Source organism: Pseudomonas sp. 14P_8.1_Bac3 (genome assembly GCF_025466085.1).
GTDB lineage: Bacteria > Pseudomonadota > Gammaproteobacteria > Pseudomonadales > Pseudomonadaceae > Aquipseudomonas.
The window spans coordinates 40,893-64,546 of record NZ_JANLOD010000032.1 but is presented as its reverse complement, the minus strand read 5'-3'; the positions used below and the strand labels follow the sequence as shown (position 1 = coordinate 64,546).

Below are 23,654 nucleotides of genomic sequence, written 5' to 3'. Positions count from 1 at the left end.
TTATGCGCGACGGCTTACGGAATCAGTGCCGCTCCAGCGCATTGACCAGGTCATGGAACGCCTCACGATTCGAATCGTTCAGCCCCATGAGGATCTTGTGTGCTTCGAGCACCTTGATCCGCACCACTTCTTCGGACTGGTCCTGATCAGGCAGGTCGGTCAGGCATTCAGGGCATGGGATCGGACGATCCACGATATTGAATACTTGCTCGAAGCCCATGGACTGCAGCAACCGGGTGATGTCTTCGTGGGTGGTGACGACGGTCGGCAGCAGGCCGACCTTTTGCCGCGACAGGATCGACAGCTTGGCCAGCAGGCCAAGGGTGGTGCTGTCGATGCTACGGGTTTCGGTCAGGTCGATCACGATCGAGTTGAAGTTCAACGCCGTGAAGATCCGCTCAATAGTCGCATCCAACGCCGAACACAGGGTCAGGCGAACTTCACCGACGAACTTCAGGACGAAAGTGCCGTCCTGCTCGGCGAACTGGATTCTACCGGTACTCATTGAAGATTCCTGCTCAACACCAACAGGGCGATATCATCCGGCATCTCCCCTAGCGTGGCCAATCCAAAAACCTGCCGCAGCCCATCCAGGGTGCCGCCCGCTGCCTTGACCCGCTGGGGCAAAGCCGCTTCTTTTTCTTTGAGTGTCGGTTCTGGCAAAAGGTCCAGAATGCCATCAGACATCAGCGTCAGGCTGAACGTCGGCGGCAGCTCCAGCACGTGGTCTTCGTAGGTGGCTTCATTGAAGAGGCCCACCGGCAGACCACGACCTTCCAGATAACGGACATTGTCTGGCGTGTACAACACAGGCAACGGCAAATGACCGCCGATGCTATAGGTCAACAAACCTGTCTCCTCGTCGATGACTCCACCGACCATTGTGACGTGTTTACCCAGCTTACAGCTGATCAGGCCCCGGTTGATATGACCAAGAACCTCTGAAGGCTTGAATTCCGGCAATGTGCCATTGCGCTTGGACTCGAACAGCAAGCGCGTGGTCATGAACTTCAACAGCACGGTAACGAAGGCTGAAGAGGCGCCATGCCCGGAAACGTCCGCCAGGTAGAAGGCTACCCGACGCTCGTCGACCCGAAAGTAGTCGACGAAATCACCCGACAGGTACAGCGACGGGATGATCTGGTGCGCAAATTTGAAATCGTCGATGGTCCAGGGGCTGATCGGCAGCATGTTCATCTGCACCTGGCGACCGGCGTTCTGGTCTTCCTGAAGCAGGTTCAGGCTGGCTTCCAGCTCACGGTTGGCCTTCTCCAGCTTCTCGCGGTAGCGCTGATTTTCGAGCAGCAGGCGCGCACGATCCAGGGCCCGGCGCACGGAGTGCTCGAGCACGGCCAGATCTTCGAGAGGCTTGATCAGGTAATCCGCCGCGCCGAGGCGCAGCGCTTCGACCGCGTCGTTCATCACGCCAGCACCCGACACCACAATCACAGGCGTTTGCGGTGACCGCTCGGTGACCTGACGGATAAGTTCGAGTCCGCCCATCTGCGGCATGCGCAGATCGCAGATGACCAAGTCGGGCTTGTCTTGCTCGAATACCTGAAGACCCTGCTGGCCATTGCTGGCCTGCAAGACGCTGAAACCACTGTCTTCCAAATAGGCGGCGAGGCTCGCGCGCACTACTTCGTCATCATCGATTATCAGCAGCGTGGCACTGGTTTTTGGCATGTGGGCAAACGGCGCCAGAATTAGGTTGGCGTAGCAGGCAGGGGGGTTTGCCCCGACTCACACTACTGGATTCGCTTTCTAGCCTCTCTGCCGCACCGCTTTCGGGCATTTACCCTACACGCAGGCACACCAGAGGTGCCCTTCTAAGGCGCAGACGGTACTCCCATCCGCGGGGCGTTTCAAGCTCACGCCGATGGTCGCTTGCCGTCTTTACTTGTCAAATCACCGGGAGTTATAAGAACAGACAAATCCGTAACCCAATGGAAGGATGAAGCCCATGAGTCAAACCGATCGGGACTACAGCGAAAAGCGCGATTTCATCCGCATGCGGGTCGACGCCGATGTGGCGCTGATTCATCAGGGAGACGAGGTTGCAGCCGTCTGTATCGACCTTTCCAGCAGTGGCATGCAAGTCAAGGCACCCCGCTCGTTCAAGGTCGGTGACCGCCTGAGCGTGCGGATCGAATCCGATCACACGGCCCTGAAAGGCCTCGAAGCCGAGACCGAAGTGGTGTGGGTCAAAGATCAGGACGGCGGCAGCCAGAAACTCGGCCTTACAATCCTGACGATGAAATAAGCCGGATCCAGAACGAAAGAAGGCGGCCATTGGGCCGCCTTCTTTCGTTTCTGCCGGTCGTGATCAGAAATCGTCTTCGACCTGGCCGTCTTTCACTTTGAATTCGCGGTTCTGCAGGTACGCATTGCGAATAAAGGTGTACTTGTCGCCGCTGACCAGTTTTTCGGCCGACAACAGGCTCGCGCGGGTATCAACAATGTTCAGGCCGAAGATCGAGTTACGCACCGGCACATCGTGAATGTACGGGTATGGGCCGGTGTAGCCGTCGACCAATTTGGCCGGCGCGTCACGCAAGGTGCTCGGGCCCAGCAGCGGCAGCATCACGTAGGGACCGCTTCCTACACCCCAGTAACCCAGCGTCTGACCGAAATCTTCATCGCTACGGTTCAGGCCCATCTTGGTGCCCACGTCGAAGAAGCCCAGCAGGCCGAAGGTGGTGTTGAAGATCAGCCGCGCAGTGTCAACGCCGGCAGCGGCCGGTTTGGCTTGCAGGATGTTGTTGGCAAGGTTGGTGACATCACCGACGTTGCGGAACATGTTGTGGATGCCGTCTTCCAGAAACTGTGGCGTCACGAACTGATAGCCCTGAGCAATGGGCTTCAAGGCGTACGTGTCGACGAAGTCGTTGAACTGGTAGATCGGGCGGTTAACGCTTTCCCAAGGGTCGTCTTCCGTGGCTGCCTGGGCAGCAAACGGAGCCAGCAACATGCCGGCGCACACAGATAGCTGAGCTAGATGATTGCTCCAGCGCATAGAAAACTCCTTGGATTGTACTGGCACGGGCGTCTTGGCCCGGACGTTGAGCTAGCTAGTATAAGACGGAAAAGCCGCTTTAGGCAGCACCGTGCGCGATGGCCTACGGATGTTTCGCCATGAGAGTGAGTGATTCACATCAATGTCACTTAACTGTCACCGGCAACGCTTAGCCTTGTCGCTATTTCAGGGACGTTGACATGCCGCACGCCGAAGCCTTGCCCCTCGCCGCACCCAGTCTGACCGCCGTCCTGTTCGGCCTCAGCGGTTGCCTGGTGGATTTCGGCGCCCGCATGCGCCAGAACGGCGCGCCTTCTGCCGAACACGCCGAGGTGACACCAGGCGCCCTGGACAGCCTGCTCAGTTTGCAGCGCCAGCGGATTCCGTGCGCCTGGCTCGACGAACTCCCCCCTCCCCTCAGCCGGTCCCTGGCGGTTGCCCTGCCGGAATGGATCAAGCCATCGCAACATCCCGCAACAATCAACCCCTGGCCCGCACCAAATGCCTGCTGGCAAGCCTTGATGGACCTGCATGTCGAGCAACTCGATGGCTGCGTGCTGGTCAGTGGCGAACCGCGACTGCTGCAGTCGGGCCTGAATGCCGGGTTGTGGACAATAGGCCTGGCGTCCTGCGGCTCGCTCTGCGGCCTGGCACCCCGCGAATGGCAGGCCTTGAGCCAGAAGGAACGCGAACAGCTGCGCGGCAAGGCGACCGTGCAGCTGTTCAGCCTGGGCGTGCATTCGGTGATCGATCATCTCGGCGAACTTGATACCTGTCTGGCAGACATCAGCCTGCGGCGCTTCAAGGGCGAGAAGCCCTGATCGCAGCCTCACACCCATGAAGACATGCACGCTGCGCGCGGGTGGATTAATCTACAGGTCAGCCATAGACCTTTGGCGTGCTGCCGCGGTCTATGCCAGTGCCTATCGATAAAAGGAAGAACGCCATGCCTGCCCGCGAACTGCAAGAACAGCTCAACACTCTGCGCGAGCAACTGGAACAGAATCCGCCACTGACTGAAGTGGAGCGCGAAGATCTACACGAACTGATGCGACAAATCGAGCTGGAGCTTCAGCTGGAAACCAAAACCCAGGATTCAAGCGTCGCCGATAACGTGAACCTGGCGGTGGAACGCTTCGAAATCGAGCACCCGACCCTCGCCGGGACTCTGCGCAACATTGTGCAGGCCCTGGGTAATATGGGGATCTGAATTCCACGGATACAAAAAAGCCCTGCCAGTGTTAGCGGGGCTTTTTCATGTCTGCGATACGGCCCCCTGTAGGAGCGAGCTTGCTCGCGATGGGCGTTAACGATAACGCGGGTCCGCTGGGAAAACGCGGCGCGCTTGAGTCCATCGCGAGCAAGCTCGCTCCTACGGGGATTGTTACTGGCGGACCAGACGATGGTTTGGCAACTGGACGGCTTCGGTGCTGCGATACGGATTGATATCCAGACCGCCCCGGCGCACATACCGTGCGTACACCGTCAATTTCTCGGGTTTCAGCAAGCGTTGCAGGTCGAGGAAGATCCGCTCCACGCACTGCTCATGGAAGTCCGAATGCTGACGGAAGCTCACGATGTACTCAAGCAAACTCGCGTGGTCCAGCGCTGCCCCGCGATACTCCACCGCCACGCTGCCCCAATCCGGCTGACTGGTCACCGGGCAGTTGGATTTGAGCAAATGGCTGTGCACGCGCTCTTCGACAATGCGCGAATCATCACAACGCAGCAGCTCCGGGCGTGGGTGTTCGTAGTTACTGACGCTGATGTCCAGATCGTCGATGCACACGCCCGGCAACGCCACGACGCCTTCGGCTTCAACATCGCGCAGGCTGCGAATCCGCACGCCGACCGGCTTGCCGGCCGCGGCGGACAGGTCTTTCACCAGCGTTGCTTCCAGGCTGGCGGTATCGGCGAACGGTGTCTGGTTCAGGGAGTTCAGGTACAGCTTGAACGACTTGGATTCGATGATGTTCGGCGAGTCCGCCGGGATGCTGAATTCGCCGATCGCTACCACGGGTTTGCCGGACGGCAACAGCCATGACAGTTCGAAGCAGTTCCAGAAATCCACGCCCTTGTACGGCAGGGTTTGCGCCGTCAGCCCCAACTCGGCCCACTTGGCGGTGCGCGGGATCGGGAACAGCAAGGACGGCGTGTACGTGGCGATGTATTCGCTGGATTTGCCCAGCGGCGAGTGTTCGGCTGCGGGATGCATGGCGGAAACCTGACTGAAGAATCAGCCGATTCTACCAGCCTTTGCTCCCGCCTTAGAGTGCTTACTGACTGACAGTCAGCGTGCCGACCATCCCCGCCTGATAGTGGCCAGGAATATTGCAGGCGAATTCCAGGCTGGTCGCCTGGGTGAAGGTCCAGGTCAGTTCCGCGGTTTTACCCGGCTCGACCAGCACACTATTCGGGTCGTCATGCTTCATCCCCTGCCCTGAAGAGGCGTGGTCCATGCCGGGCATTGCAGCGTGGTCCATTTCCTTCATGCCTGTAGGCGTAAGCATGCCGCTTTGCTGCATCTTCAGCATTTCCTGCTGATGCCTGGCATGCATCGCCGCATTGCCAAGGTTGAATTCATGCAGTAACTGGCCTTTATTCACCAGCACAAAGCGAATGGTCTCACCGGCCTTGATGTCGATGGCCTTCGGAGCGAACGACATGTCACTCATCACCACCTCGACGCTGCGGTCAGCCTTGGCGGCCGGAGCCGGTTGACCAAAGTCGAAGGTGTGTGCCGGGGATGCCCATACCGGCGAACTCAACGCCAACAAACACGCGGCCAGCACCAGAGGTTTGCGCAAAAACATAGTCGTACTCCAACAAGATAAGGTTCAGCCTGGGGAAAACTCTAAACTGCCGCCACTGCCTGTAACCTGACGAGCAGATTACAACTTTGTCAGGTTGGCCTGTACCGATCCTGCCCACGGTATAAAGCGTTCGTTCCACTTGCCTCGAGTTGCCCATGAAACTGCTGATCGTCGAAGACCAACCGAAAACCGGCCATTATCTGCGCCAGGGCCTGGCCGAAGCGGGGTTCAATACCGATCTGGTGGCCGACGGCGGCACCGGCCAGCAATTGGCCCTGAGCGGTGACTACGCGTTGCTGATTCTCGACGTGATGCTGCCCGGCCGTGACGGCTGGCAGATTCTGCAAGCCGTGCGCAGCGCGGGCCTCGACACACCGGTACTTTTTCTGACGGCACGGGACGCCGTGGAGGACAGGGTCCACGGCCTCGAACTTGGTGCCGACGACTACCTGGTCAAGCCATTCGCCTTCTCCGAACTGCTGGCCCGGGTTCGCAGCCTGTTACGCCGTGGCAGTGCTGCGCCTCAGGAAACCAGCCTGCAACTGGCGGACCTGCGCCTGGATCTGATCCGCTGCCGCGTCGAACGTAACGGTCAGCGCATCGACCTGACGGCCAAGGAATTCGCCCTTCTGGAAATGCTCCTGCGCCGTCAGGGCGAAGTGCTGCCCAAGTCGTTGATTGCATCCCAGGTCTGGGACATGAATTTCGACAGCGACACCAATGTCATCGAAGTCGCGATCCGCCGTCTACGGCTGAAAATCGATGACGAGTTCCCGAACAAGCTGATCCACACCGTGCGCGGTATGGGTTATGTCCTTGAAGAGCGCCCTGCCTGATGCACCGACTGTCCCTGAGCAGCCGCCTGGCGCTGCTGTTTGCCGCCTGCACCGCTGTGGTTTCGCTGTTCGCCGGCGTGCTGTTCAGTCGCGCCAGCGAGGCGCATTTTGTCGAACTGGATCAGCAACTGCTGGACGGCAAGCTGATTGGCTTGCGCCGGGCGCTGCACGACCTCCAGTCGCGTGACAGCGAAGTCAAACTGGCGGACGAATTGAGCCGACAGGCCGATTTGTCCCTGCGGATCAGCGGAAACGATGGTCAACGCTGGTACGACAGCTCGGCGCTGGTGCCCGACAAGCTCCCGCAGCAACCGGGTTTATCGACCATCAATGACAACGGCACCGACTACCGCGTGTTGAATGCGCCACTGTTCGTCGACAAAGCGGATTCGCCGCAACTGACGCTGCTGCTGGACATCACTCATCACCAACACTTTTTGCAACGCATGCAGCGCTTGATCTGGCTCACCGTCGGCTTGTCTGCCCTGGCCACCGCGCTGCTCGGTGCCTGGGCGGCGCGCAGCGGGCTGCGACCGTTGCGCCGAATGAGTGCGGTCGCCCGTGGTGTCTCCGCACAATCACTCAACGCGCGCTTGCCCGAGGAGCGCATGCCGCCGGAACTTGCGGAAATGGCCTACCACTTCAACGCCATGCTCGGACGCCTTGACGACTCTTTTCAGCGGCTCTCGGCGTTCTCCGCCGACATTGCCCATGAGCTGCGCACGCCGCTGTCGAACCTGCTGACCCACACCCAGGTCACCCTCACCCGCCCTCGCGCCCTTGAGGACTACCGCGAAGCGCTGCACAGCAACCTCGAAGAACTGCAATGGATGGCGCAACTGGTCAACGACATGTTGTACCTGGCCAAAGCCGACCATGGTTTGCTGACGCCTACCCGTGAACCGCTGGAACTGGCGGAAGAAGCGGACGTGTTGCTGGAGTTTTTTTCGCCACTGGCCGAGGACGCGCGGGTGACGTTGAGCCGCGAAGGCAGCGCGCGCATCGAGGGCGACCGCAGCATGTTGCGGCGGGCACTATCCAATTTGCTGGACAACGCGTTGCGGTTTACGCCGATCGAGGGTCAGGTTCGGATACGCATTGTCGATCAGGTAAAAGGTTTGAGCGTGACAATTGAGAACAGCGGCGAAGGGATCGACGAGACGTTATTGCCGCGTCTGTTCGACCGGTTTTATCGGGCAGATCCGGCGCGGCAGGAAGGTAGCAGCGAACATGCGGGGTTGGGCTTGGCGATTACCCAGTCGATTGTTCGAGCCCATGGCGGGCAGATTCGCTGTGAGTCGGAGGGCGGGTGGACGCGGTTTGTGATTGAGTTGCCGAAGGGGGATTGAGGCCAGCAGGACTGGCCCTATATCGCGAGCAGGCTCGCTCCCACATGGGCCCTGAGTCGTTCACCAATACGTGAATCGGCTCAGTCAAATGTGGGAGCGGGCTGGCTCGCGAAAGCGGTAGATCGCCTTACGAATAGCGCAACGCGTGAGCCGGCTCGATCTTCGCCGCTCGCCAGGCCGGATAGACGGTCGCCAAAAAGCTCAACACAAACCCCGCCGAGCAGATCAACAACACATCCCCACCCTGCAGTTCCGAAGGCAAGTTGCTGACGAAATAAACGTCGGAACTGAAGATGTGCTGCCCGCTCACGCGCTCCAGCCAGCCCACCAGTTCACTGACGTTCAACGCCGCAATCACGCCCAGCACGCCACCGATCAGGGTGCCGACCACGCCGATCACCGTGCCCTGGACCATGAAGATCGCCATGATCTGCCGAGGCGTGGCGCCGATGGTGCGCAGGATTGCGATGTCCGCGCCCTTGTCGTTCACCACCATGATCAGCGTGGCGATGATGTTGAACGCTGCCACCGCGACGATCATCAGCAACAGCAGGCCGATCATGGTTTTTTCCATCTTCATCGCACTGAACAGACTGCCCTGGGTGTGGGTCCAGTCGTCCGCCTTGTACGCCGTACCCAGGCCACCGGCGATGTCGCTGGAAACCTGCGGCGCCGCGTACAGATCCTTCACCGCCAGGCGCACACTCTGCACCTGATTCGGCTCCCAATGCTGCATCTGCGCGGCATCGGCAACGTGGATCAGGGCCATCGAACCATCGAGTTCAGCGCCCACCTTGAACACGCCAACCACGTTCAAGCGCTGCATGCGCGGGGTGATCCCACCTGGCGCGTTGCTGACTTCCGGGACGATCAGGGTAATTTTGTCGCCGACGTTCAAGCGGAAACGCCGCGCGGTAATCTCACCGATCACCACGCCGAACTCGCCCGGTTTCAAATCATCGAGACGACCCTGAACGATGTGCTGGGCCACGATCGACACCTTGCCTTCCAGCGCCGGGTCGACGCCGCTGACCTGGATCGGCTGCATCGTGCCTTTATAGGAGAGCATGCCTTCCATTTCGGTAAACGGCACGGCGGCAGTCACTTCGGGATTCTTCATCGCGGCGGCCGCCACCGGCTGCCAATCGTCGATCGGGTTGACGCCGACGATAGTCGCGTGGGGCACCATGCCAAGAATGCGCGAGCTCATTTCACGCTGGAAGCCGTTCATTACCGACAACACCACGATCATCGCCAGCACGCCCAGGGCGAGGCCGATCATCGAGGTCATCGAGATGAAGGAAACAAAGCGATTGCGGCGCTTGGCGCGGGTATAGCGCGTGCCGATAAAGATCGATAACGGTCTGAACATTCGCTGGGGCACCGTATAAAAATAAAAGACCCGACGCACTGTTCAGCACGCCGGGTTTCGGTCAATCAGATGGGCGTCAGGCAACCTTCCTGCAAATGCAGGACGCGATCCATCTGGCGAGCCAGGTTCATATCGTGGGTCACCACCAGGAACGCCGTGCGCATCGAGGTGCTGAGTTCCAGCATCAAATCCTGAATGCCCTGGGCGGTATGAGAGTCGAGGTTACCCGTCGGCTCGTCGAGCATCACCAGGCCCGGCTTGTTCACCAGCGCGCGGGCGATGGCCACACGCTGACGCTCGCCCCCGGACAATTCGGCCGGTTTGTGTTCGAGGCGATGACCCAGCCCTACCCGCTCCAGCAACGCCGTCGCGCGCTGCCGTGCTTCCGGGATCGCGGTCTTGCCGATCAGCAGCGGCATGCAGACGTTTTCCAGCGCAGTGAATTCCGGCAGCAAATGGTGGAACTGGTACACGAACCCGAGAGAACGGTTACGCAGCAGGCCACGATTTTTCTCGCTCAGTGCCGACAGCTCTTCGCCGTCGAGCCAGACACTGCCCTTGGTCGGCGTATCGAGGCCGCCCAACAGGTTGAGCAAGGTACTCTTGCCCGAACCCGAGGTGCCGACAATCGCCACGCGCTCACCCGGATGCAGCTCCAGCTGCAGACCGGCCAGCACCTCCACCGACTCCGGGCCTTCCTCGTAGGATTTGCCCAGGTTGCGGCAGCTCAAGATTGCTTTATCACTCATACCCGACTCACTCATAACGTAGCGCCTCCGCAGGCTGGGTGCGCGCGGCACGCCAGGCTGGATACAGGGTGGCGAGGAAACTCAGGACCAACGCGGCGGCGCAGACCATCAACACATCCTGGCTCTGCACTTGCGACGGCAGGTAATCGATGAAGTACACGTCGGCGTTGAGGAATTTGTGGCCGATCAGGCCTTCGAGCGCCGAGATCGCGGCGCTGACATTCAGCGCGGCGAAAATGCCGACCACGGCGCCGATCAGCGTACCGACCACACCGATGACGGTGCCCTGCACCATGAAGATCGCCATGATCGAACGCGGCGTGGCGCCGAGGGTACGCAGAATCGCGATGTCGCCCTTCTTGTCGTTCACCACCATCACCAGCGTGGAAATGATGTTGAACGCAGCGACGGCCACGATCAGCAGCAACAACAGGCCGATCATGGCTTTTTCCATGCGGATCGCCTGATACAGGTTGCCGTGGGTGCGGGTCCAGTCGCGGGCGTAGTAGTGGTCTTCGCCGAGCTGCTGGGCGATGTTCCACGCGGTGCGTGGCGCCTGGAACAGGTCGTCGAACTTCAGGCGGATGCCCTGCACCTGATCCGGTTTCCAGCGGTGCAGCCGGGCCAGATCCTGCAGGTTGGTGACGCCCAGGTAGCCGTCGATCTCGCCGGCGCCGACATGGAAAATGCCGACCACGGTGAAGCGCTTCATGCGCGGGAACATCCCGGCGGGGGTCACGGTGACCTCCGGCGCGACGAACGTCAGCTTGTCGCCGATGGCCGCACCGAGCTTGGCGGCCGCCTTGTCGCCGATGACGATGCCGAAACTGCCGGGGGCCAGGTCGTCGAGTTTGCCCTGCAGCATGAACTTGTCGATGATCGACACCTGCCGCTCCAGCGCCGGGTCGATGGCATTGAGCAGCACCTTGGAAACCTTGCCGTTGTTGGTCAGCAAACCCTGCATCTGGGTGAACGGCGCAACCGCCGTCACTTGCGGATTCTGCTTGACCTTGGCGGCCAGGCTTGGCCAGTCGCTGATCGGCTCGCCGGACTCGATGGTCGCGTGGGGCACCATGCCCAGCACGCGGGTGCGCATCTCATGATCGAAGCCGTTCATGACCGACAGCACGACGATCATCACGATCACGCCGAGGGCGAGTCCGATCATTGAAGTCAGGGAAATGAACGACACAAAATGATTGCGACGCTTTGCACGGGTGTAACGCGTGCCAATAAATACGAAGAGAGGTCTGAACATGTCGGGGCTTGTTCGGAGGGAAAAGGAACGTCCTTGTGGCGGGGGTCGATAACCAGCTTTACACTCAGACCACCGCCGCTACCATGGGTTCGCCATGTCGACATTAGATGAAGAAGATCGCCGCGAATACTACCGTATCGAGGATTCGATCGCACTGGAAATTCGGCCCCTGTCCGCTCCCGAAGCCGCAGGCCAGGAAGTGTTGCAGGATGCTTCCCCGCTCTTCAACCTGCTCAGCGAGCTGCACCTGAGCGAATTCGAGTCGCAGCACCTGCTGCGCCAGATCAGCGAGCGCGACCGGAACCTCGCGGCGTTCCTGAAATCCCAGAACAAACGCATCGATCTGCTCAGTCAGGTGATCGCCATCACCGTGCTCGGGCAGATCGGCGAGCCGCAGCCAGTGATCATCTCCGAGGGCGGCGTCGACTTCCAGCACCCGACCCCAATCGCCACGGGCGCGCACCTGTCGGTGAAACTGGTGTTGATGCCGCAAGCCCTGGGCCTGTTGCTGCGAGCGCGGGTCACCCATTGCGACCGCAAGGGCGACGGCTACGACGTCGGCACCGAGTTCGAACGCCCGACCGATGCCCAGCGCCAACTGCTGGCCCGCTACATTTTGCAGAAGCAGGCCCAGGAACGACGCCTGGCCCGCGAACAAGAATCAGGCATTTAACTGTCTCAGGCATTTAATTAAGGAAGAACCGTGACCCTCATCTACGGCCATCGCGGCGCCAAGGGCGAAGCACCGGAAAACACCCTGACCAGCTTTCAGGAATGCCTCAAGCACGGCGTGCGCCGTTGCGAACTGGACTTGCACCTGTCGAAGGATAACGAGCTGATGGTCATCCACGACCCGACGCTCAAGCGCACCACCGACCGGCGCGGCAAAGTCGTCGAGCACACCGCGGCCGAACTGGTGACCTACGACGCGCGCAAGGGCGGCCCGGGCTGGATCAAGCCGTGCCCGATTCCGACCCTGGAAGAATTGTTCGAGAAATGCGACTTCGAGCACTGGCAGCTGGAAGTCAAAAGCGCATCACGCACCCGCGCCGCGACCACGGTGCTGGCGATTCGCGAGATGGCCCAGCGTTTCGGCCTGCTCGAAAAGGTGACGATCACCTCGAGTTCACGGGAAGTATTGAAAGCCGCGCTGGACCTGGTGCCGGACGTGTCCCGCGGACTGGTGGCCGAGTACGCCTGGCTGGACCCGTTGAAGGTCGCGCAAAGCTATGGCTGTGAGATCCTGGCGCTGAACTGGACCCTGTGTACGCCGGAACGCCTGCAGAAGGCGCAGCGCCAGGGGCTGCATGTGTCGGTGTGGACAGTCAACGAGCCCGCGCTGATGCGCAGACTCGCCGACTTCGGCGTTGACAGCCTGATTACAGACTTTCCCGGTTTGGCCAGCGCCACCCTCGAGAATTGCTGAAATCGGTCTCCCCGGCCGGCTCAGGCCACCGGCCGGAGCCGCTCAAAAAAGCCGGTTGAGGCCGTCGTACGCCGCGACCCGATAGGCTTCGGCCATGGTCGGGTAGTTGAACGTCGTGTTGACGAAGTATTTCAACGTGTTCAACTCGCCCGGCTGGTTCATGATCGCCTGGCCGATGTGCACGATCTCCGACGCCTGATAACCGAAGCAGTGCACGCCCAGCACTTCCAACGTCTCGCGGTGGAACAGGATCTTCAGCATGCCCTGGGGCTCGCCGGCGATCTGTGCACGGGCCATGCTCTTGAAGAACGCCTTGCCCACTTCGTACGGCACTTTGGCCTGGGTCAGCTCCTGCTCGTTCTTGCCGATCGAGCTGATCTCCGGGATGGTGTAGATGCCGGTCGGCACGTCATTCACGAAGCGCCAGCTACCGTTGTCGACAATGCTGCCAGCGGCCGAACGGCCCTGGTCGTGGGCGGCACTGGCCAGGCTCGGCCAGCCGATCACGTCGCCGGCGCCGTAGATATTCTGGATGCCGGTGCGGTAAGCCTCGTCGACTTCGATCTGGCCGCGGCTGTTGACCTTGACGCCGATGTTTTCCAGACCCAGCTGATCGGTATTGCCGGTGCGGCCGTTGCACCAGAGCAAGGCGTCGGCCTTGATTTTCTTGCCGGACTTGAGGTGCAGGATCACGCCGTTGTCGACGCCTTCAACGCGGTCGTAGTCTTCGTTGTGGCGAACAGTGATGTTGTTGTTGCTGAAGTGGTAGCTCAGGGCCTGGGAAATTTCCGAGTCGAGGAAGCTCAACAACTGACCGCGGTTGTCCACCAGTTCGACCAGCACGCCCAGGCCGCTGAAGATCGAGGCGTATTCGCAACCGATCACCCCGGCGCCGTAAACGATGAGTTTGCGCGGGGTGTGGCCGAGGCTGAGGATGGTGTCGCTATCGTAGATACGCGGGTGATGGAAATCGATGTCCGCCGGGCGATAAGGACGCGAGCCGGTGGCGATGATGATGTGCTTGGCCACCAGTTTTTCGACCACGCCGTTGGCGCAGACCACTTCGATGGTTTGCTCGTCGGCGAAGCTGCCGGTGCCGAAGAACACGTCGACACGGTTACGGGCGTAGTAGCCGGTGCGCGAAGCGACTTGTTTGGAAATGACTTTCTCGGCGCTTTTCAGCACGTCCGGGAACGAGAACCAGCGTGGCTCACCAATCGCCCGGAACATCGGGTTGGTGTTGAACTGCATGATCTGCCGGACCGAGTGACGCAGTGCCTTGGACGGGATGGTGCCCAAGTGGGTGCAGTTGCCGCCGACCTGGCGACGGCTGTCGACCATTGCCACCTTGCGCCCTGCTTTGGCGGCGTTCATTGCCGCGCCTTCTCCCGCCGGGCCGGAACCCAACACCACCACGTCGTAGTTGTAGACAGCCATGCGTACTCCTCAGAACAGGCCGCGGCGCCCTCGGCACCTGCGGCTAAATCACGCCGATCTGCGGCGTGAAGGAACAATTTGGGGCCAGTACAGAACCCGGACACAGTCTATAGAAGCGTCAACGCCGCGCACATTAACCCTTGGTCGCGTCGTAGGCTAGTTTTGCCTGCACTACAACGCCAGTCTTCAATGCGCAAATCGCCGCAATCATTCGGTTTTGCCGCCACTGAGGCGCTCAAACGCCTGATTGGTTCGCGTGACGAAACCTGTATCGGCACGAATCACAAAGAATGCACCGATGTTGTGAGTTTCGGCGTAGTCCCAGCCCCGCTCCGGGCCAAGAATCAGCAACAGCGTCGATAAGCCATCGGCCATCAACGCTGAAGGATGAATCACCGTGACGGACGCCAGCGCATGTGAGACCGGCGCACCGCTGCGGGCATCAAAGGTGTGGGAATAACGCCGCCCTCCCTGCTCGAAATAGTTACGGTAGTCGCCAGACGTCGATACGCCGAAGCCGTCCACCGCGATGATCCGCTGCGCCACTTGCTGGTCGTCCCGAGGCTCTTCGAGGGCGATATGCCAGGGCGAGCCATCGAGCTTCCTGCCCGCAGCCTTGAGTTCACCGGTGGCTTCGGCCAGATAGTTGTGGATGCCCATGGCTTCGAGTCTGGCAGCGATCCTGTCGACCGCGTAACCCGCCGCGATGCTGTTGAAATCGACCTCGACGGCGGCGTCCTTGCACAGCTGATCGCCTTCGATGCGCAGGTGTTGATAACCCACGCGCTGCCGTGCCTCGGCCAAGGCTTGGTCGGTCGGGACTTTTTCCTCGCGGGCCTGCGGGCCAAATCCCCAGAGATTGAGCAGCGGCTCTACCGTGAGGTCGTAGGAGCCTTCGCTTTGTTCTGACAGTTGCTCGCCGAAGCGAACCAATTCAAGGACCGGTGCCGGCATTGTCTGACACCGATTGGCGGGCAGGTCGTTGAAACGTTCGATGTCCGAATCGCTGCGGTAGGTCGACATTTGCCGGTCGACTTCAGCGAGGATCTTTTCGACCTCGACGCGGACGTCTGCCGGGGCGGGAAGACCGGGGTGGCGCAGGTATTTGATCGAATAGGTGCTGCCCATGGTCGGGCCGCCGAAACCTTCCATGGCGTCGCCGTTGCCGCAGCCGGATAACGTGGCGATCAGGATCACTAAACCGCACAGCCGCCATTTCAACAAATCCTGCGTCCCCTGAAGAATCCTCTGACACAACGCCAAGGCTCGCCATTATGCATCACCCCGCAGGCTGAATTTCGACGTCCGACCGCGGTAATTCACTCCGGCTCCCAATCCACGTTGCCTAATGGCTATATCGTTTAAGCCGCAACCTAACTAATTGTTGCCTAACCATGCCCATACACATACTGTTACAACTATGCTCGCCAAGGGAGTCTGCCCTGCTGGGCGGCGGCGAGGACGCGTCTAAATCAAGGACTTCCGACCAGACAGCTAATAGTGAGTATGTTCACATGTCCTCGAATACGGGCAAAGGCAAAGCGATTTTTCGCGTTGTCAGCGGCAATTTCCTCGAGATGTTCGACTTCATGGTCTACGGCTTTTACGCCACGGCCATTGCCAAAACCTTCTTCCCTGCCGACAGCGCTTTCGCGTCCCTGATGCTCTCGCTGGCCACCTTCGGTGCCGGTTTCCTCATGCGTCCGCTGGGTGCCATTTTCCTCGGTGCCTACATTGACCGTCATGGTCGCCGCAAAGGCTTGATCATTACCCTGGCGATGATGGCGGCCGGTACGGTATTGATTGCCTGCGTGCCGGGTTACGCCACCCTGGGTGTCGCCGCGCCGCTGATCGTGCTGTTCGGTCGACTGCTGCAAGGTTTCTCCGCCGGCGTGGAACTGGGCGGTGTGTCGGTGTACCTCGCGGAAATCTCCACACCGGGCCGCAAAGGCTTCTTTGTCAGCTGGCAGTCCGCCAGCCAGCAAGCGGCGGTGGTGTTTGCCGGTTTGCTCGGGGTCGGCCTGAACCACTGGCTCAGCCCGGAACAGATGGGCGACTGGGGCTGGCGCGTGCCGTTCCTGATCGGTTGCATGATCGTGCCGGTGATCTTCGTGATTCGTCGCTCGCTGGAAGAAACGCCCGAGTTCCAGGCACGGAAACACCGCCCTACCCTGCGGGAAATCGTCCGTTCGATCGGTCAGAACTTTGGCATCGTCATTGCGGGCATGGCCCTGGTGGTGATGACCACAGTGTCGTTCTACCTGATCACCGCCTACACCCCGACCTTCGGTAAAGCCGAACTGCACCTGTCTGATCTGGATGCCTTGCTGGTGACGGTATGCATCGGCCTGTCGAACTTCTTCTGGCTGCCGGTGATGGGCGCCGTGTCTGACAAGATCGGACGAAAACCCCTGCTGCTGGCGGCGACCATTCTGGCGATCCTCACCGCCTACCCGGCCCTGTCGTGGCTGGTGGCGAACCCAAGCTTCAGTCATTTGCTGATTGTCGAACTGTGGTTGTCGTTCCTGTATGGCTCGTACAACGGTGCCATGGTCGTGGCGCTGACCGAGATCATGCCGGTGGAAGTTCGTACGACCGGGTTCTCATTGGCCTACAGCCTGGCGACCGCAACCTTTGGCGGGTTCACGCCAGCCGCGTGCACCTACCTGATTCATGTGCTGGACAACAAGGCAGCGCCGGGGATCTGGCTCAGCGGCGCAGCCGTGCTGGGGTTGATTGCGACGCTGGTGCTGTTCCGTGGCAACAAGCATGAACTGCGGACGGCGCAGGCAGCGGTGGCGGGCGGCGCCTGATAGATCGCCTTCGCGGGCAAGCCCGCTCCCACAGGATCCGGCACATTACCCTGTGAGAGCGGGCTTTCCCGCGAAGAGGCCCTCAAAAACACCAGGAATTCATCGCTCCGCCACCTTCAACGCCCCACTCCACCCGCCACCCAACGCCTTGTACAACGTCACCTGATTGATCTCCCGCGCCAGCTCCAACTGCGCCCATTTCTGCTGCGCATCAAACAACGACCGCTGCGCATCCATGGTGGAAAAGTAACTGTCCAGACCCGCCTCGAAGCGCAACCGCGACTGCCGATACGCCTCCTGATAATCCCCCACCAGCTTCTTCTGATACGCCACCTGCGTCAGCATTTCCTGCCGTGCATTCAACGCATCGGCCGCCTCGCGAAACGCGTTCTGCACAGTGGCTTCATACGCTGCGGCTTGCCCGTCAAACCGCGCATGACTGGCATCCACCTGCGCCCGCCGTGCACCGCCGTCAATCAAAGGCAACGTCCCCGCCAGCGCCACCGACCAGAATTCCGCCGGGCCACTGAGCAGCCGGGAAAAGTCGCCGGTCAGGCTACCCAGCGCCGAGGTCAGGGAAAACGTCGGGAAATACGCCGTGCGAGCAGCGCCGATATCGGCATTGGCTGCGCGCAACTGCGCTTCGGCGGACATGATGTCGGGTCGGCGCTCCACCAGCGACGACGGCAACCCGGCGGGCACATCCAGCGTCGCCATCTGCTCACCCAGTGCGCCGGTCGGCAGCAGATTCACCGGCACTGGTTGCCCCACCAGCACCCGCAATGCGTTGCTGTTTTGCGCCACTTGCATGCGATAGGTGTTGACCTGCACCGCCGCGGTGTTGGTTTGCGCATCCGCCTGGTGTACGTCGATCCGAGCGCTGGAGCCCAGGTTGAAACTCTTGCGCAGCAACTGGCCGTAACGGTCCTGGGATTGGTAAGTGTTCTGCGCGAGATCAAGCAAATGCTGATTGGCCTTGAGGCTCAACCAAGTGCTGGCCACTTCGCCGATGAGCGCCAGCCGCGCGGTTTGATAATCCGCCTCGGACGCCTCGAAGCGTGCCCCGGCAGCGTTGCGCTGGCTGCGGATGCGACCAAACAGATCCAGCTCGTAGGACGTGAACCCGCCGGTTGCCTGAAACGTGTTGGCGATGCTGCCGGCGCTGTCGCCACCGTTCGGCGTGCGCACCAACGGCGGCAGCTTGCTGCGTCCGGCATAGGTGTCGATACCAATCGTAGGAAAAAGCCCCGACCGCGCGCTGTCGTACCCGGCTCGCGCCTCTTCGACGCTGGCCGCGAACTGGCGCAGGCTACGGTTGTTGGCCAAGGCCATTTCGATCAACTGGCGCAGTCGGTCATCGACCACAAAGCCCCGCCAATCCTTGTCGAACGCCTGCTTGCCGACGCAGCACTCGCCAGCCGTGTTGGCCGGCCATTGCTGGTCGATGGGTGCGTCAGGTTTCTCGTAGGTCGGCTCCAGCGAACAGCCACCGATCAACAGCAACGACATGAAGAGCAATGACCACAGGCCAGAGCGGCCCACACTGAGGTGCGGCAAGGCGTGTTTCCGCGAACGCACGCTGACTGGCCGCCAACGATGCCGGGGCACGTAGGACGCTGACTTGATCGCTGCTGGCAAACGCGGCGTCGTGCGTTTCTCACCGATCAAAGAACGACGCAGCAAGGTGCCGAACGCCAGCGCCGGGTCGGCCTTGCTGACGACGTTTATCGTCGCGTCACTGAACAGCCGCGCGATCAAACGTCGCCGCAGCGCCTCATCGAGTTCGGCAAACCTCAGGCCCAGGCGATTTTCGTCGTGATTGCGCATGACCTCGACCTCAAGCCAGCCCAGCTTGTCGATCCACATCTCGCCACACAGGCCCGGTTTGATCGAAGACGCGAAAGCGCAGTGAAACGATGCACCGCTGAGGGAAATATCCAGCAGGCGACCGGGCAGGACCTTGCCGCCGAAGCGCAAACCGCTGGCTTTGTCGAACGGAAAACGTTCTTCGCCATGCAGCCGTGGACGATCGACACAGGCCACCAGGGTCGCCAGGTTGTAGACCAGCGCCACCACCGTCCAGCACAGGTTGAACAGCATATTGCCGTCGAATGCAGCAGCCGAGCTGATGGCGATGTAAGCACCGAACTGCGAAAACACCGTCAAGGCGAAAAAGAACCCGAACAGCTTCCAGTGCACCATGGTTTTCGTCCGGTCCAATCCCTTCGCGGTGACTTTGAACGGTCGCCCGAAGGGACGAATCATCGCGCTGGCGATGGTGGCCGTGACGGCGAGCGAGGCAACGATCTGCGTAACCTCGGTGAAAATCGGCAAGGTGCGCCGATCGGTGACCCAGGTGCCGTAGCCCCAGAACGCAATCAGCGCCGGCATGCCAAACGCGAGGAAATCCACCGGATTGGCGTAGAACCCAGCAATGCCGAAGTACCAATACAGCACCGGTGATACCAGCATCATCAAAATGAACGGCTTAGAAAACCAGTGCATCAGCCCGTGAATGTAGTGCAACCGGTCATTGAGCGTGTAACCGCCGCCCCGCAAAGGCCCGTCCTTGAGCAGCGCCACCTGAATGGTGCCGAGACACCAGCGGCCGCGCTGGTTGATGTATTCGGTCAGTCCCTCGGCTGACAAGCCGATCGACAGCCGCTCGTTCAGCCAGCGGGTGACGTAGCCTTTCTGCAGCAATCGATACGTGGTGTAGATGTCTTCGCAGACTGAACCTGTAGGAAAACCGCCGATTTCATCGATCAAATCGCGCCGCACCACGAAGGACGTGCCCACGCAAAATGCCGCATCCCAGCCATCCTTCGCCGGTTGAAATACATCGAAGAACACCCGCTGCTCATCCACCCAGCAGTCCGACGTGCCCAGGTTATGCTGGATCGGATCAGGGTTGTAATAGAACTGCGGCGTCTGCACCAGGCCGACTTTCGGGTCGTCGAACAAACCCAGGGTGCGCATCAGGATCGGCTGCTGCGGAGCGAAGTCGGCGTCGAGCACCAGGATGTATGGCGCATTGCTGCCGGCCGCCGATTGACGCAAGCCGTTGTTCAGGTTGCCGGCCTTGGCGTGTGAATTGTCCGGGCGCCGCGCATATTGCACGCCGACCTCGGCACAGTAATCGCGCAACCAGTCACGGCGTGTGTCGTCGAGTACCCAGATAGTGAAGTTGGGGTAGTCGATAGCCTGGGCAGCGATAATGGTTTTCTCGAGGATCTCCAGGCCTTCGTTGTAAGTGGCGATGAATATGTCCACCGCGGGCGCCGTTGAGCCTTGCGCGCGCAACCGGCGCTCTCCCGCATCAGCGTCTTTGCTGTGATCCGAACGACAGAGCATGACGACAATGGAAAACAGCGTGTAACCGATCGCCAGCATTTCGAAAAACAAAAAAGTGTAGGCCCAGACCGTGGCAAACCCGGAGTGACCGTCGGGCAGGGTGTCGCGAATCCGCCACGCCGCGTAATTGACCAGCAACAGTGCGGTGACGGCGCCAAACCCCGCTCGCGCAGCCCATTGGTCCCGGTGCGTCAGGCAGGTGAACAGGATCACCAGCGCCAGCGTCCAGAAGTTGATTTGCAGCAGTTGCATCGAGTCCAGTGCCTGCATGTCAGTCAGCCTCCATCGAACCGGTAAAGGGATTGACGCCCGTGGCCGCAATCGCCGCCCACGCCGTGGCGCCCAAGTGAGGCAGGTGGTAATAAAAGAAATCGTTGGTGACGGAGTCCGGACCGATGGCCAGTCCGGTACTGATGCGCGCCGCCGGTGTCGCAAACAGCCAGCCATCGCCCGCCTCCTGGGCGAGCAACACGCTCCACAGCGGCTGCGCCTTGTCACTCAGGCCATTCAATTGCGCGACGGCGGCCGCTTGCGCCGTGCCTTCGGTCCATAAGCCGTCGGGATCGCGATTGAAACCGTATCCATCACCGGCCCGATGCGCCTGATCAATAAATGCGAAGACGCGCCGCCAGTCCTTGGGCGGATCCTGCAAGGCGATCAGCGGCCAGATCTGCGCGTCCAGTCCTGAACGCACGCGGTCGGAGGTCTGACCATCGGCGCCGGTGCCAATCAGAAACCGACCTTCCCCGGCGTCCCACTGGCTGGAGACGAATTGCCGGGCAATCCGTGCCTGTTGCGCCGAGCCCGCATCCGGCGCCACTGCATCGAGTGCCGACCACGCCGCGGCCAGGTCAACGTTATGCTCCGTGGACTTCCAGTTCTGTTGGACCTGTTTGGAGAAGTAGCCGTAGTAGCCACCACTGAAACCCGCCGGCGATTGACCGTCGAAGGTGTTTGCCTGCGACCAGTGCAGGACTTTTCTGGCGGCCTCCAGGTAGGACTCCTCGCCGCTTTGGCGAAAAGCCTCCAGCAGGGCCAATGCCGCCCACGCCTGATTGCCGGTGGCGCTGCTGACCTGATACGCATCCTGGTTCCAGGCGTTGCGCTCGGTGCTCCAGTAACCAGGCAACTTCATCGAAGGCATACCCACCGGGCCGGCGGCGTAGGCGTTACGCAACCGGCCGTCCTGATATTCGGGGTCGTGCCGGGTCGCGAACACCAACGCATCGGCGATCCGCCGCGCCGATTCGGCTTTGCCACAGGCAAACAACGCGATGCTGGCCAACGCATTGTCGTAAGTGAACGCCACACCGCGCAGAGCCAGGATGGGTGCGGGTTGTCCATTCAACGGAGGATAACTGGCCACCAGTACCGGACCCGCCGACTGCGAGGTCACCGCCCGATCCAGTGCCGCGCACGTGCCCGCCATCAGTTGCGGCCGGGCTTGCGTGGCCAGTGCCGATGCTCCGCTGCCGATCAGGATCACGCTGACGATTCCCCGCAAAATGCCCTTCATGGTCGCGACACCTCGGCGCTGGCCCACAATCCCGGATTGCAGGTCATGGCGCGCTGGCTCTCGGTGAGGTCAGCAGCAAACGTGCCGACCACGTACACCGAATTTTGCTCGGCATACGGAAAAGGCACGCTGTAGGTGTTGGCGCGAATGTCCGAAGCGCTGGACAACAGCTGCACCACACTGGCCTTGAGCGGTTCAGCGAGGCCGCGGATTTTCACGGTCAGCACGCTGTCGCGGTCAAATTTGCTGGCCATGCGCTCGGGAAACACCGCGATCACATAGCTTTGCCCGCAATCGGTGGCACGCAGCAAGGTCGATCCCGCCTGCACCAGCGTACCCTGTGGCGCCAGCAGTTCTTGCACGGTGCCGGGTGAATAGGCCACGACGTCGTAACCGGCCATCAACTTGACCCGGTTCTGTTCGGTCGCAATCAATTGGTTGAGGTTGTCGAGTTCCTGTTGATAGGTCGCCCGATTGCGCGCCTGATTCTCCAGGCTGAGTTTCAGCGTGGTCATTTGCGCCGTGAGGTCGAACATGCGCAGTTGATCAGGATCGAGGTACACCTGTTGATTGGCGGCACTGACATCGCCGTCATTGATCCGCAATTGCGAGCGCACCGATTCCGCCGCACCTTGCAAGGACGCCAGTTGGGCTTTGGATGAAGCGACCACCGCGCCGCTCACCGCCCCTTGCACAAACAATTCGAGATTGCGCTCGACGGTTTCCTGAGCATCCATCAGCCGCGCACTCGCCGCACTGCTTTCGGCTTTCAGGGCTTTTTGGGTGAAGAGCTGGCGGGTATGAAACGCGGTTTGATACTGCTGGCTGGTTTTTTCCAGCGCCTCGTAATACTGCTGGTCATGCTCGGCCTGGCTGGCCGAAGAAGACAGCTGTTGTTCAAGGGTGAGACGTCGCGTTTGCAACGTCAGCAAGGTTTCCTGATTCGCTCGCGGATTTTCCACCACGGCGATCTTCTGGCCCTGGACAAACGTCGCGCCCGGCTTGACGTCCAGCGCACTCACCACGCCGTCAATCGGTGTCGTCAGCAGAATGACTGGCGCGTTCAAAATTGCCCGCGTGGCAGAGGCCGACACCAAGGGCATCAACAGCGTCGACAACAGCAGCCAGATGATAAATCCGAGAACTCCCAAACCCACCAGACGGGGTAACAACGACAATAGCCTTGAGCGTTCTTCAGCCATGTTCAGCTCTCCCGATAGACCAACCGCGTAAAGTCAGGCGACAGAAGGCCATGACCACGAAACACTATTGGCAGGGTGAGCAATGCGAATGAGTTTTCTGGACGGCAACTAAGCCGACGCTGTTTGTCTGGATTTATTGTGATGTGAGCAGGAATGAGATTCCTGTCTTTTTGGAGAGTTGCTGAACAGCGCGGTGCCGGGCGCCCTTGGCAGAGCGGGCGATGTTATTGCCGACACTAGGTTCAGCGCTTTGGAGTGTCAAGCATTCGAACCCAACAATTAAATGACGCCAAATATGTAACGCACGCTGAATTGGATCCGCTTTAGTTATTTCCACAGTACTAACGGGCAACCGCTTATTTTTAATGAATGTTTTTTATTTAATGGCGCATTGAACTTTGTATCAGAATTTCAATAATTCTTAATGGTTAATCGACAAGATAAAAACGATATAAGGAAACCCCAAAAAAAACACCCCGAGCTAAGTCGGGGCGTTTCAAGTGCGGCTAAACG

21 protein-coding genes are annotated in these 23,654 nt (G+C 60.3%); 8 read left to right on the top strand and 13 right to left on the bottom strand.

The genetic code is table 11. The annotated features are described in order from the left end of the window. Window positions 1-22: 22 nt before the first annotated feature. Both rssC and rssB read right to left on the bottom strand, forming a co-directional pair. Complete coding sequence (gene rssC, locus NTD84_RS09680; RefSeq protein WP_262164921.1) at window positions 23-505, bottom strand: anti-sigma factor antagonist RssC; 483 nt, start codon at window positions 503-505, stop codon at window positions 23-25. Continuing rightward, a complete protein-coding gene (rssB, locus tag NTD84_RS09675; protein WP_262164920.1) occupies window positions 502-1,686 on the bottom strand; it encodes a two-component system response regulator RssB in 1,185 nt (394 codons plus the stop codon). Before rssB ends, rssC begins: the two co-directional genes overlap by 4 nt. A gap of 277 nt (window positions 1,687-1,963) precedes the next feature. Between rssB and NTD84_RS09670 the strand changes: the two genes are divergently transcribed. Beyond that, window positions 1,964-2,263, top strand: coding sequence for a PilZ domain-containing protein (locus tag NTD84_RS09670; RefSeq protein WP_262164919.1), 300 nt, complete (start codon window positions 1,964-1,966; stop codon window positions 2,261-2,263). 63 nt (window positions 2,264-2,326) lie between these two features. Here NTD84_RS09670 and NTD84_RS09665 read toward each other — a convergent pair whose 3' ends face one another. Continuing rightward, window positions 2,327-3,016: a VacJ family lipoprotein gene (locus tag NTD84_RS09665; protein WP_262164918.1), complete on the bottom strand. Its 690-nt coding sequence runs from the start codon at window positions 3,014-3,016 to the stop codon at window positions 2,327-2,329. Between the two features lie 200 nt (window positions 3,017-3,216). Here NTD84_RS09665 and NTD84_RS09660 point away from each other — a divergent pair, with 200 nt between their 5' ends. Then, entirely contained in the window at window positions 3,217-3,837 is a 621-nt protein-coding gene (locus NTD84_RS09660) for an HAD family phosphatase (protein ID WP_262164917.1), read from the top strand. A 125-nt stretch (window positions 3,838-3,962) separates the two neighbouring features. Continuing rightward, on the top strand, window positions 3,963-4,226 hold the full coding sequence (locus NTD84_RS09655) for a DUF4404 family protein (protein WP_262164916.1): 264 nt from the start codon (window positions 3,963-3,965) through the stop codon (window positions 4,224-4,226). 174 nt (window positions 4,227-4,400) lie between these two features. Here NTD84_RS09655 and queF read toward each other — a convergent pair whose 3' ends face one another. Continuing rightward, window positions 4,401-5,231: an NADPH-dependent 7-cyano-7-deazaguanine reductase QueF gene (gene queF / locus NTD84_RS09650; protein ID WP_262164915.1), complete on the bottom strand. Its 831-nt coding sequence runs from the start codon at window positions 5,229-5,231 to the stop codon at window positions 4,401-4,403. Between the two features lie 61 nt (window positions 5,232-5,292). Next, entirely contained in the window at window positions 5,293-5,829 is a 537-nt protein-coding gene (locus NTD84_RS09645; protein WP_262164914.1) for a cupredoxin family protein, read from the bottom strand. 155 nt (window positions 5,830-5,984) lie between these two features. Between NTD84_RS09645 and NTD84_RS09640 the strand changes: the two genes are divergently transcribed. Next, window positions 5,985-6,665: a heavy metal response regulator transcription factor gene (locus NTD84_RS09640; protein ID WP_262164913.1), complete on the top strand. Its 681-nt coding sequence runs from the start codon at window positions 5,985-5,987 to the stop codon at window positions 6,663-6,665. Next, a complete protein-coding gene (locus NTD84_RS09635; protein ID WP_262164912.1) occupies window positions 6,665-8,014 on the top strand; it encodes a heavy metal sensor histidine kinase in 1,350 nt (449 codons plus the stop codon). The genes NTD84_RS09640 and NTD84_RS09635 overlap by 1 nt, the downstream gene beginning before the upstream one ends. Before the next feature lie 127 nt (window positions 8,015-8,141). Here the strand turns inward: NTD84_RS09635 and NTD84_RS09630 are convergent, their stop codons facing one another. From NTD84_RS09630 to NTD84_RS09620, 3 genes are all read right to left on the bottom strand, one after another. Next, window positions 8,142-9,386, bottom strand: a complete 1,245-nt coding sequence (locus NTD84_RS09630; protein WP_262164911.1) for a lipoprotein-releasing ABC transporter permease subunit — start codon at window positions 9,384-9,386, stop codon at window positions 8,142-8,144. 65 nt (window positions 9,387-9,451) lie between these two features. Continuing rightward, a complete protein-coding gene (lolD, locus tag NTD84_RS09625; RefSeq protein WP_167362922.1) occupies window positions 9,452-10,135 on the bottom strand; it encodes a lipoprotein-releasing ABC transporter ATP-binding protein LolD in 684 nt (227 codons plus the stop codon). A gap of 7 nt (window positions 10,136-10,142) precedes the next feature. Beyond that, window positions 10,143-11,393 (bottom strand): lipoprotein-releasing ABC transporter permease subunit, encoded by a 1,251-nt coding sequence (locus NTD84_RS09620; RefSeq protein WP_262164910.1) that lies wholly within the window; start codon window positions 11,391-11,393, stop codon window positions 10,143-10,145. A gap of 94 nt (window positions 11,394-11,487) precedes the next feature. On the opposite strand from NTD84_RS09620, the gene NTD84_RS09615 reads away from it, so the two are divergent. Then, entirely contained in the window at window positions 11,488-12,066 is a 579-nt protein-coding gene (locus tag NTD84_RS09615) for a PilZ domain-containing protein (RefSeq protein ID WP_262164909.1), read from the top strand. Between the two features lie 30 nt (window positions 12,067-12,096). Then, the gene (locus NTD84_RS09610; RefSeq protein WP_262164908.1) at window positions 12,097-12,819 is read left to right on the top strand and encodes a glycerophosphodiester phosphodiesterase; all 723 of its coding nucleotides are present in this window, start codon (window positions 12,097-12,099) and stop codon (window positions 12,817-12,819) included. A gap of 42 nt (window positions 12,820-12,861) precedes the next feature. Here NTD84_RS09610 and sthA read toward each other — a convergent pair whose 3' ends face one another. Together sthA and NTD84_RS09600 are read right to left on the bottom strand one after the other, a co-directional pair. Then, the gene (gene sthA, locus NTD84_RS09605; protein ID WP_262164907.1) at window positions 12,862-14,256 is read right to left on the bottom strand and encodes a Si-specific NAD(P)(+) transhydrogenase; all 1,395 of its coding nucleotides are present in this window, start codon (window positions 14,254-14,256) and stop codon (window positions 12,862-12,864) included. A gap of 207 nt (window positions 14,257-14,463) precedes the next feature. Then, entirely contained in the window at window positions 14,464-15,408 is a 945-nt protein-coding gene (locus NTD84_RS09600; protein WP_410017339.1) for an FAD:protein FMN transferase, read from the bottom strand. Between the two features lie 362 nt (window positions 15,409-15,770). On the opposite strand from NTD84_RS09600, the gene NTD84_RS09595 reads away from it, so the two are divergent. Next, window positions 15,771-17,069, top strand: coding sequence for an MFS transporter (locus NTD84_RS09595; protein WP_262164906.1), 1,299 nt, complete (start codon window positions 15,771-15,773; stop codon window positions 17,067-17,069). A 99-nt stretch (window positions 17,070-17,168) separates the two neighbouring features. On the opposite strand, the gene NTD84_RS09590 is transcribed toward NTD84_RS09595, so the two are convergent. Genes NTD84_RS09590 through NTD84_RS09580 form a run of 3 tightly spaced genes read right to left on the bottom strand, consistent with a single transcriptional unit; the run spans window position 17,169 to window position 23,141 of the window. Continuing rightward, complete coding sequence (locus tag NTD84_RS09590) at window positions 17,169-20,693, bottom strand: efflux transporter outer membrane subunit (RefSeq protein WP_262164905.1); 3,525 nt, start codon at window positions 20,691-20,693, stop codon at window positions 17,169-17,171. 1 nt (window position 20,694) lies between these two features. Continuing rightward, window positions 20,695-21,939, bottom strand: a complete 1,245-nt coding sequence (locus tag NTD84_RS09585) for a hypothetical protein (protein WP_262164904.1) — start codon at window positions 21,937-21,939, stop codon at window positions 20,695-20,697. After that, window positions 21,936-23,141, bottom strand: coding sequence for a hypothetical protein (locus tag NTD84_RS09580; RefSeq protein ID WP_262164903.1), 1,206 nt, complete (start codon window positions 23,139-23,141; stop codon window positions 21,936-21,938). The genes NTD84_RS09585 and NTD84_RS09580 overlap by 4 nt, the downstream gene beginning before the upstream one ends. Window positions 23,142-23,654: the final 513 nt, after the last annotated feature.

Coding starts and splice junctions, on each gene's coding strand:
- sthA (WP_262164907.1), bottom strand. CDS start 14,256: ATGGCTGTCTACAACTACGACGTGGTGGTGTTGGGTTCCGGCCCGGCG.
- rssC (WP_262164921.1), bottom strand. CDS start 505: ATGAGTACCGGTAGAATCCAGTTCGCCGAGCAGGACGGCACTTTCGTC.
- NTD84_RS09630 (WP_262164911.1), bottom strand. CDS start 9,386: ATGTTCAGACCGTTATCGATCTTTATCGGCACGCGCTATACCCGCGCC.
- NTD84_RS09670 (WP_262164919.1), top strand. CDS start 1,964: ATGAGTCAAACCGATCGGGACTACAGCGAAAAGCGCGATTTCATCCGC.
- NTD84_RS09595 (WP_262164906.1), top strand. CDS start 15,771: ATGTCCTCGAATACGGGCAAAGGCAAAGCGATTTTTCGCGTTGTCAGC.
- NTD84_RS09655 (WP_262164916.1), top strand. CDS start 3,963: ATGCCTGCCCGCGAACTGCAAGAACAGCTCAACACTCTGCGCGAGCAA.
- NTD84_RS09615 (WP_262164909.1), top strand. CDS start 11,488: ATGTCGACATTAGATGAAGAAGATCGCCGCGAATACTACCGTATCGAG.
- NTD84_RS09585 (WP_262164904.1), bottom strand. CDS start 21,939: ATGAAGGGCATTTTGCGGGGAATCGTCAGCGTGATCCTGATCGGCAGC.
- NTD84_RS09580 (WP_262164903.1), bottom strand. CDS start 23,141: ATGGCTGAAGAACGCTCAAGGCTATTGTCGTTGTTACCCCGTCTGGTG.
- NTD84_RS09645 (WP_262164914.1), bottom strand. CDS start 5,829: ATGTTTTTGCGCAAACCTCTGGTGCTGGCCGCGTGTTTGTTGGCGTTG.
- lolD (WP_167362922.1), bottom strand. CDS start 10,135: ATGAGTGATAAAGCAATCTTGAGCTGCCGCAACCTGGGCAAATCCTAC.
- NTD84_RS09600 (WP_410017339.1), bottom strand. CDS start 15,408: ATGGAAGGTTTCGGCGGCCCGACCATGGGCAGCACCTATTCGATCAAA.
- rssB (WP_262164920.1), bottom strand. CDS start 1,686: ATGCCAAAAACCAGTGCCACGCTGCTGATAATCGATGATGACGAAGTA.
- NTD84_RS09590 (WP_262164905.1), bottom strand. CDS start 20,693: ATGCAGGCACTGGACTCGATGCAACTGCTGCAAATCAACTTCTGGACG.
- queF (WP_262164915.1), bottom strand. CDS start 5,231: ATGCATCCCGCAGCCGAACACTCGCCGCTGGGCAAATCCAGCGAATAC.
- NTD84_RS09635 (WP_262164912.1), top strand. CDS start 6,665: ATGCACCGACTGTCCCTGAGCAGCCGCCTGGCGCTGCTGTTTGCCGCC.
- NTD84_RS09665 (WP_262164918.1), bottom strand. CDS start 3,016: ATGCGCTGGAGCAATCATCTAGCTCAGCTATCTGTGTGCGCCGGCATG.
- NTD84_RS09660 (WP_262164917.1), top strand. CDS start 3,217: ATGCCGCACGCCGAAGCCTTGCCCCTCGCCGCACCCAGTCTGACCGCC.
- NTD84_RS09620 (WP_262164910.1), bottom strand. CDS start 11,393: ATGTTCAGACCTCTCTTCGTATTTATTGGCACGCGTTACACCCGTGCA.
- NTD84_RS09640 (WP_262164913.1), top strand. CDS start 5,985: ATGAAACTGCTGATCGTCGAAGACCAACCGAAAACCGGCCATTATCTG.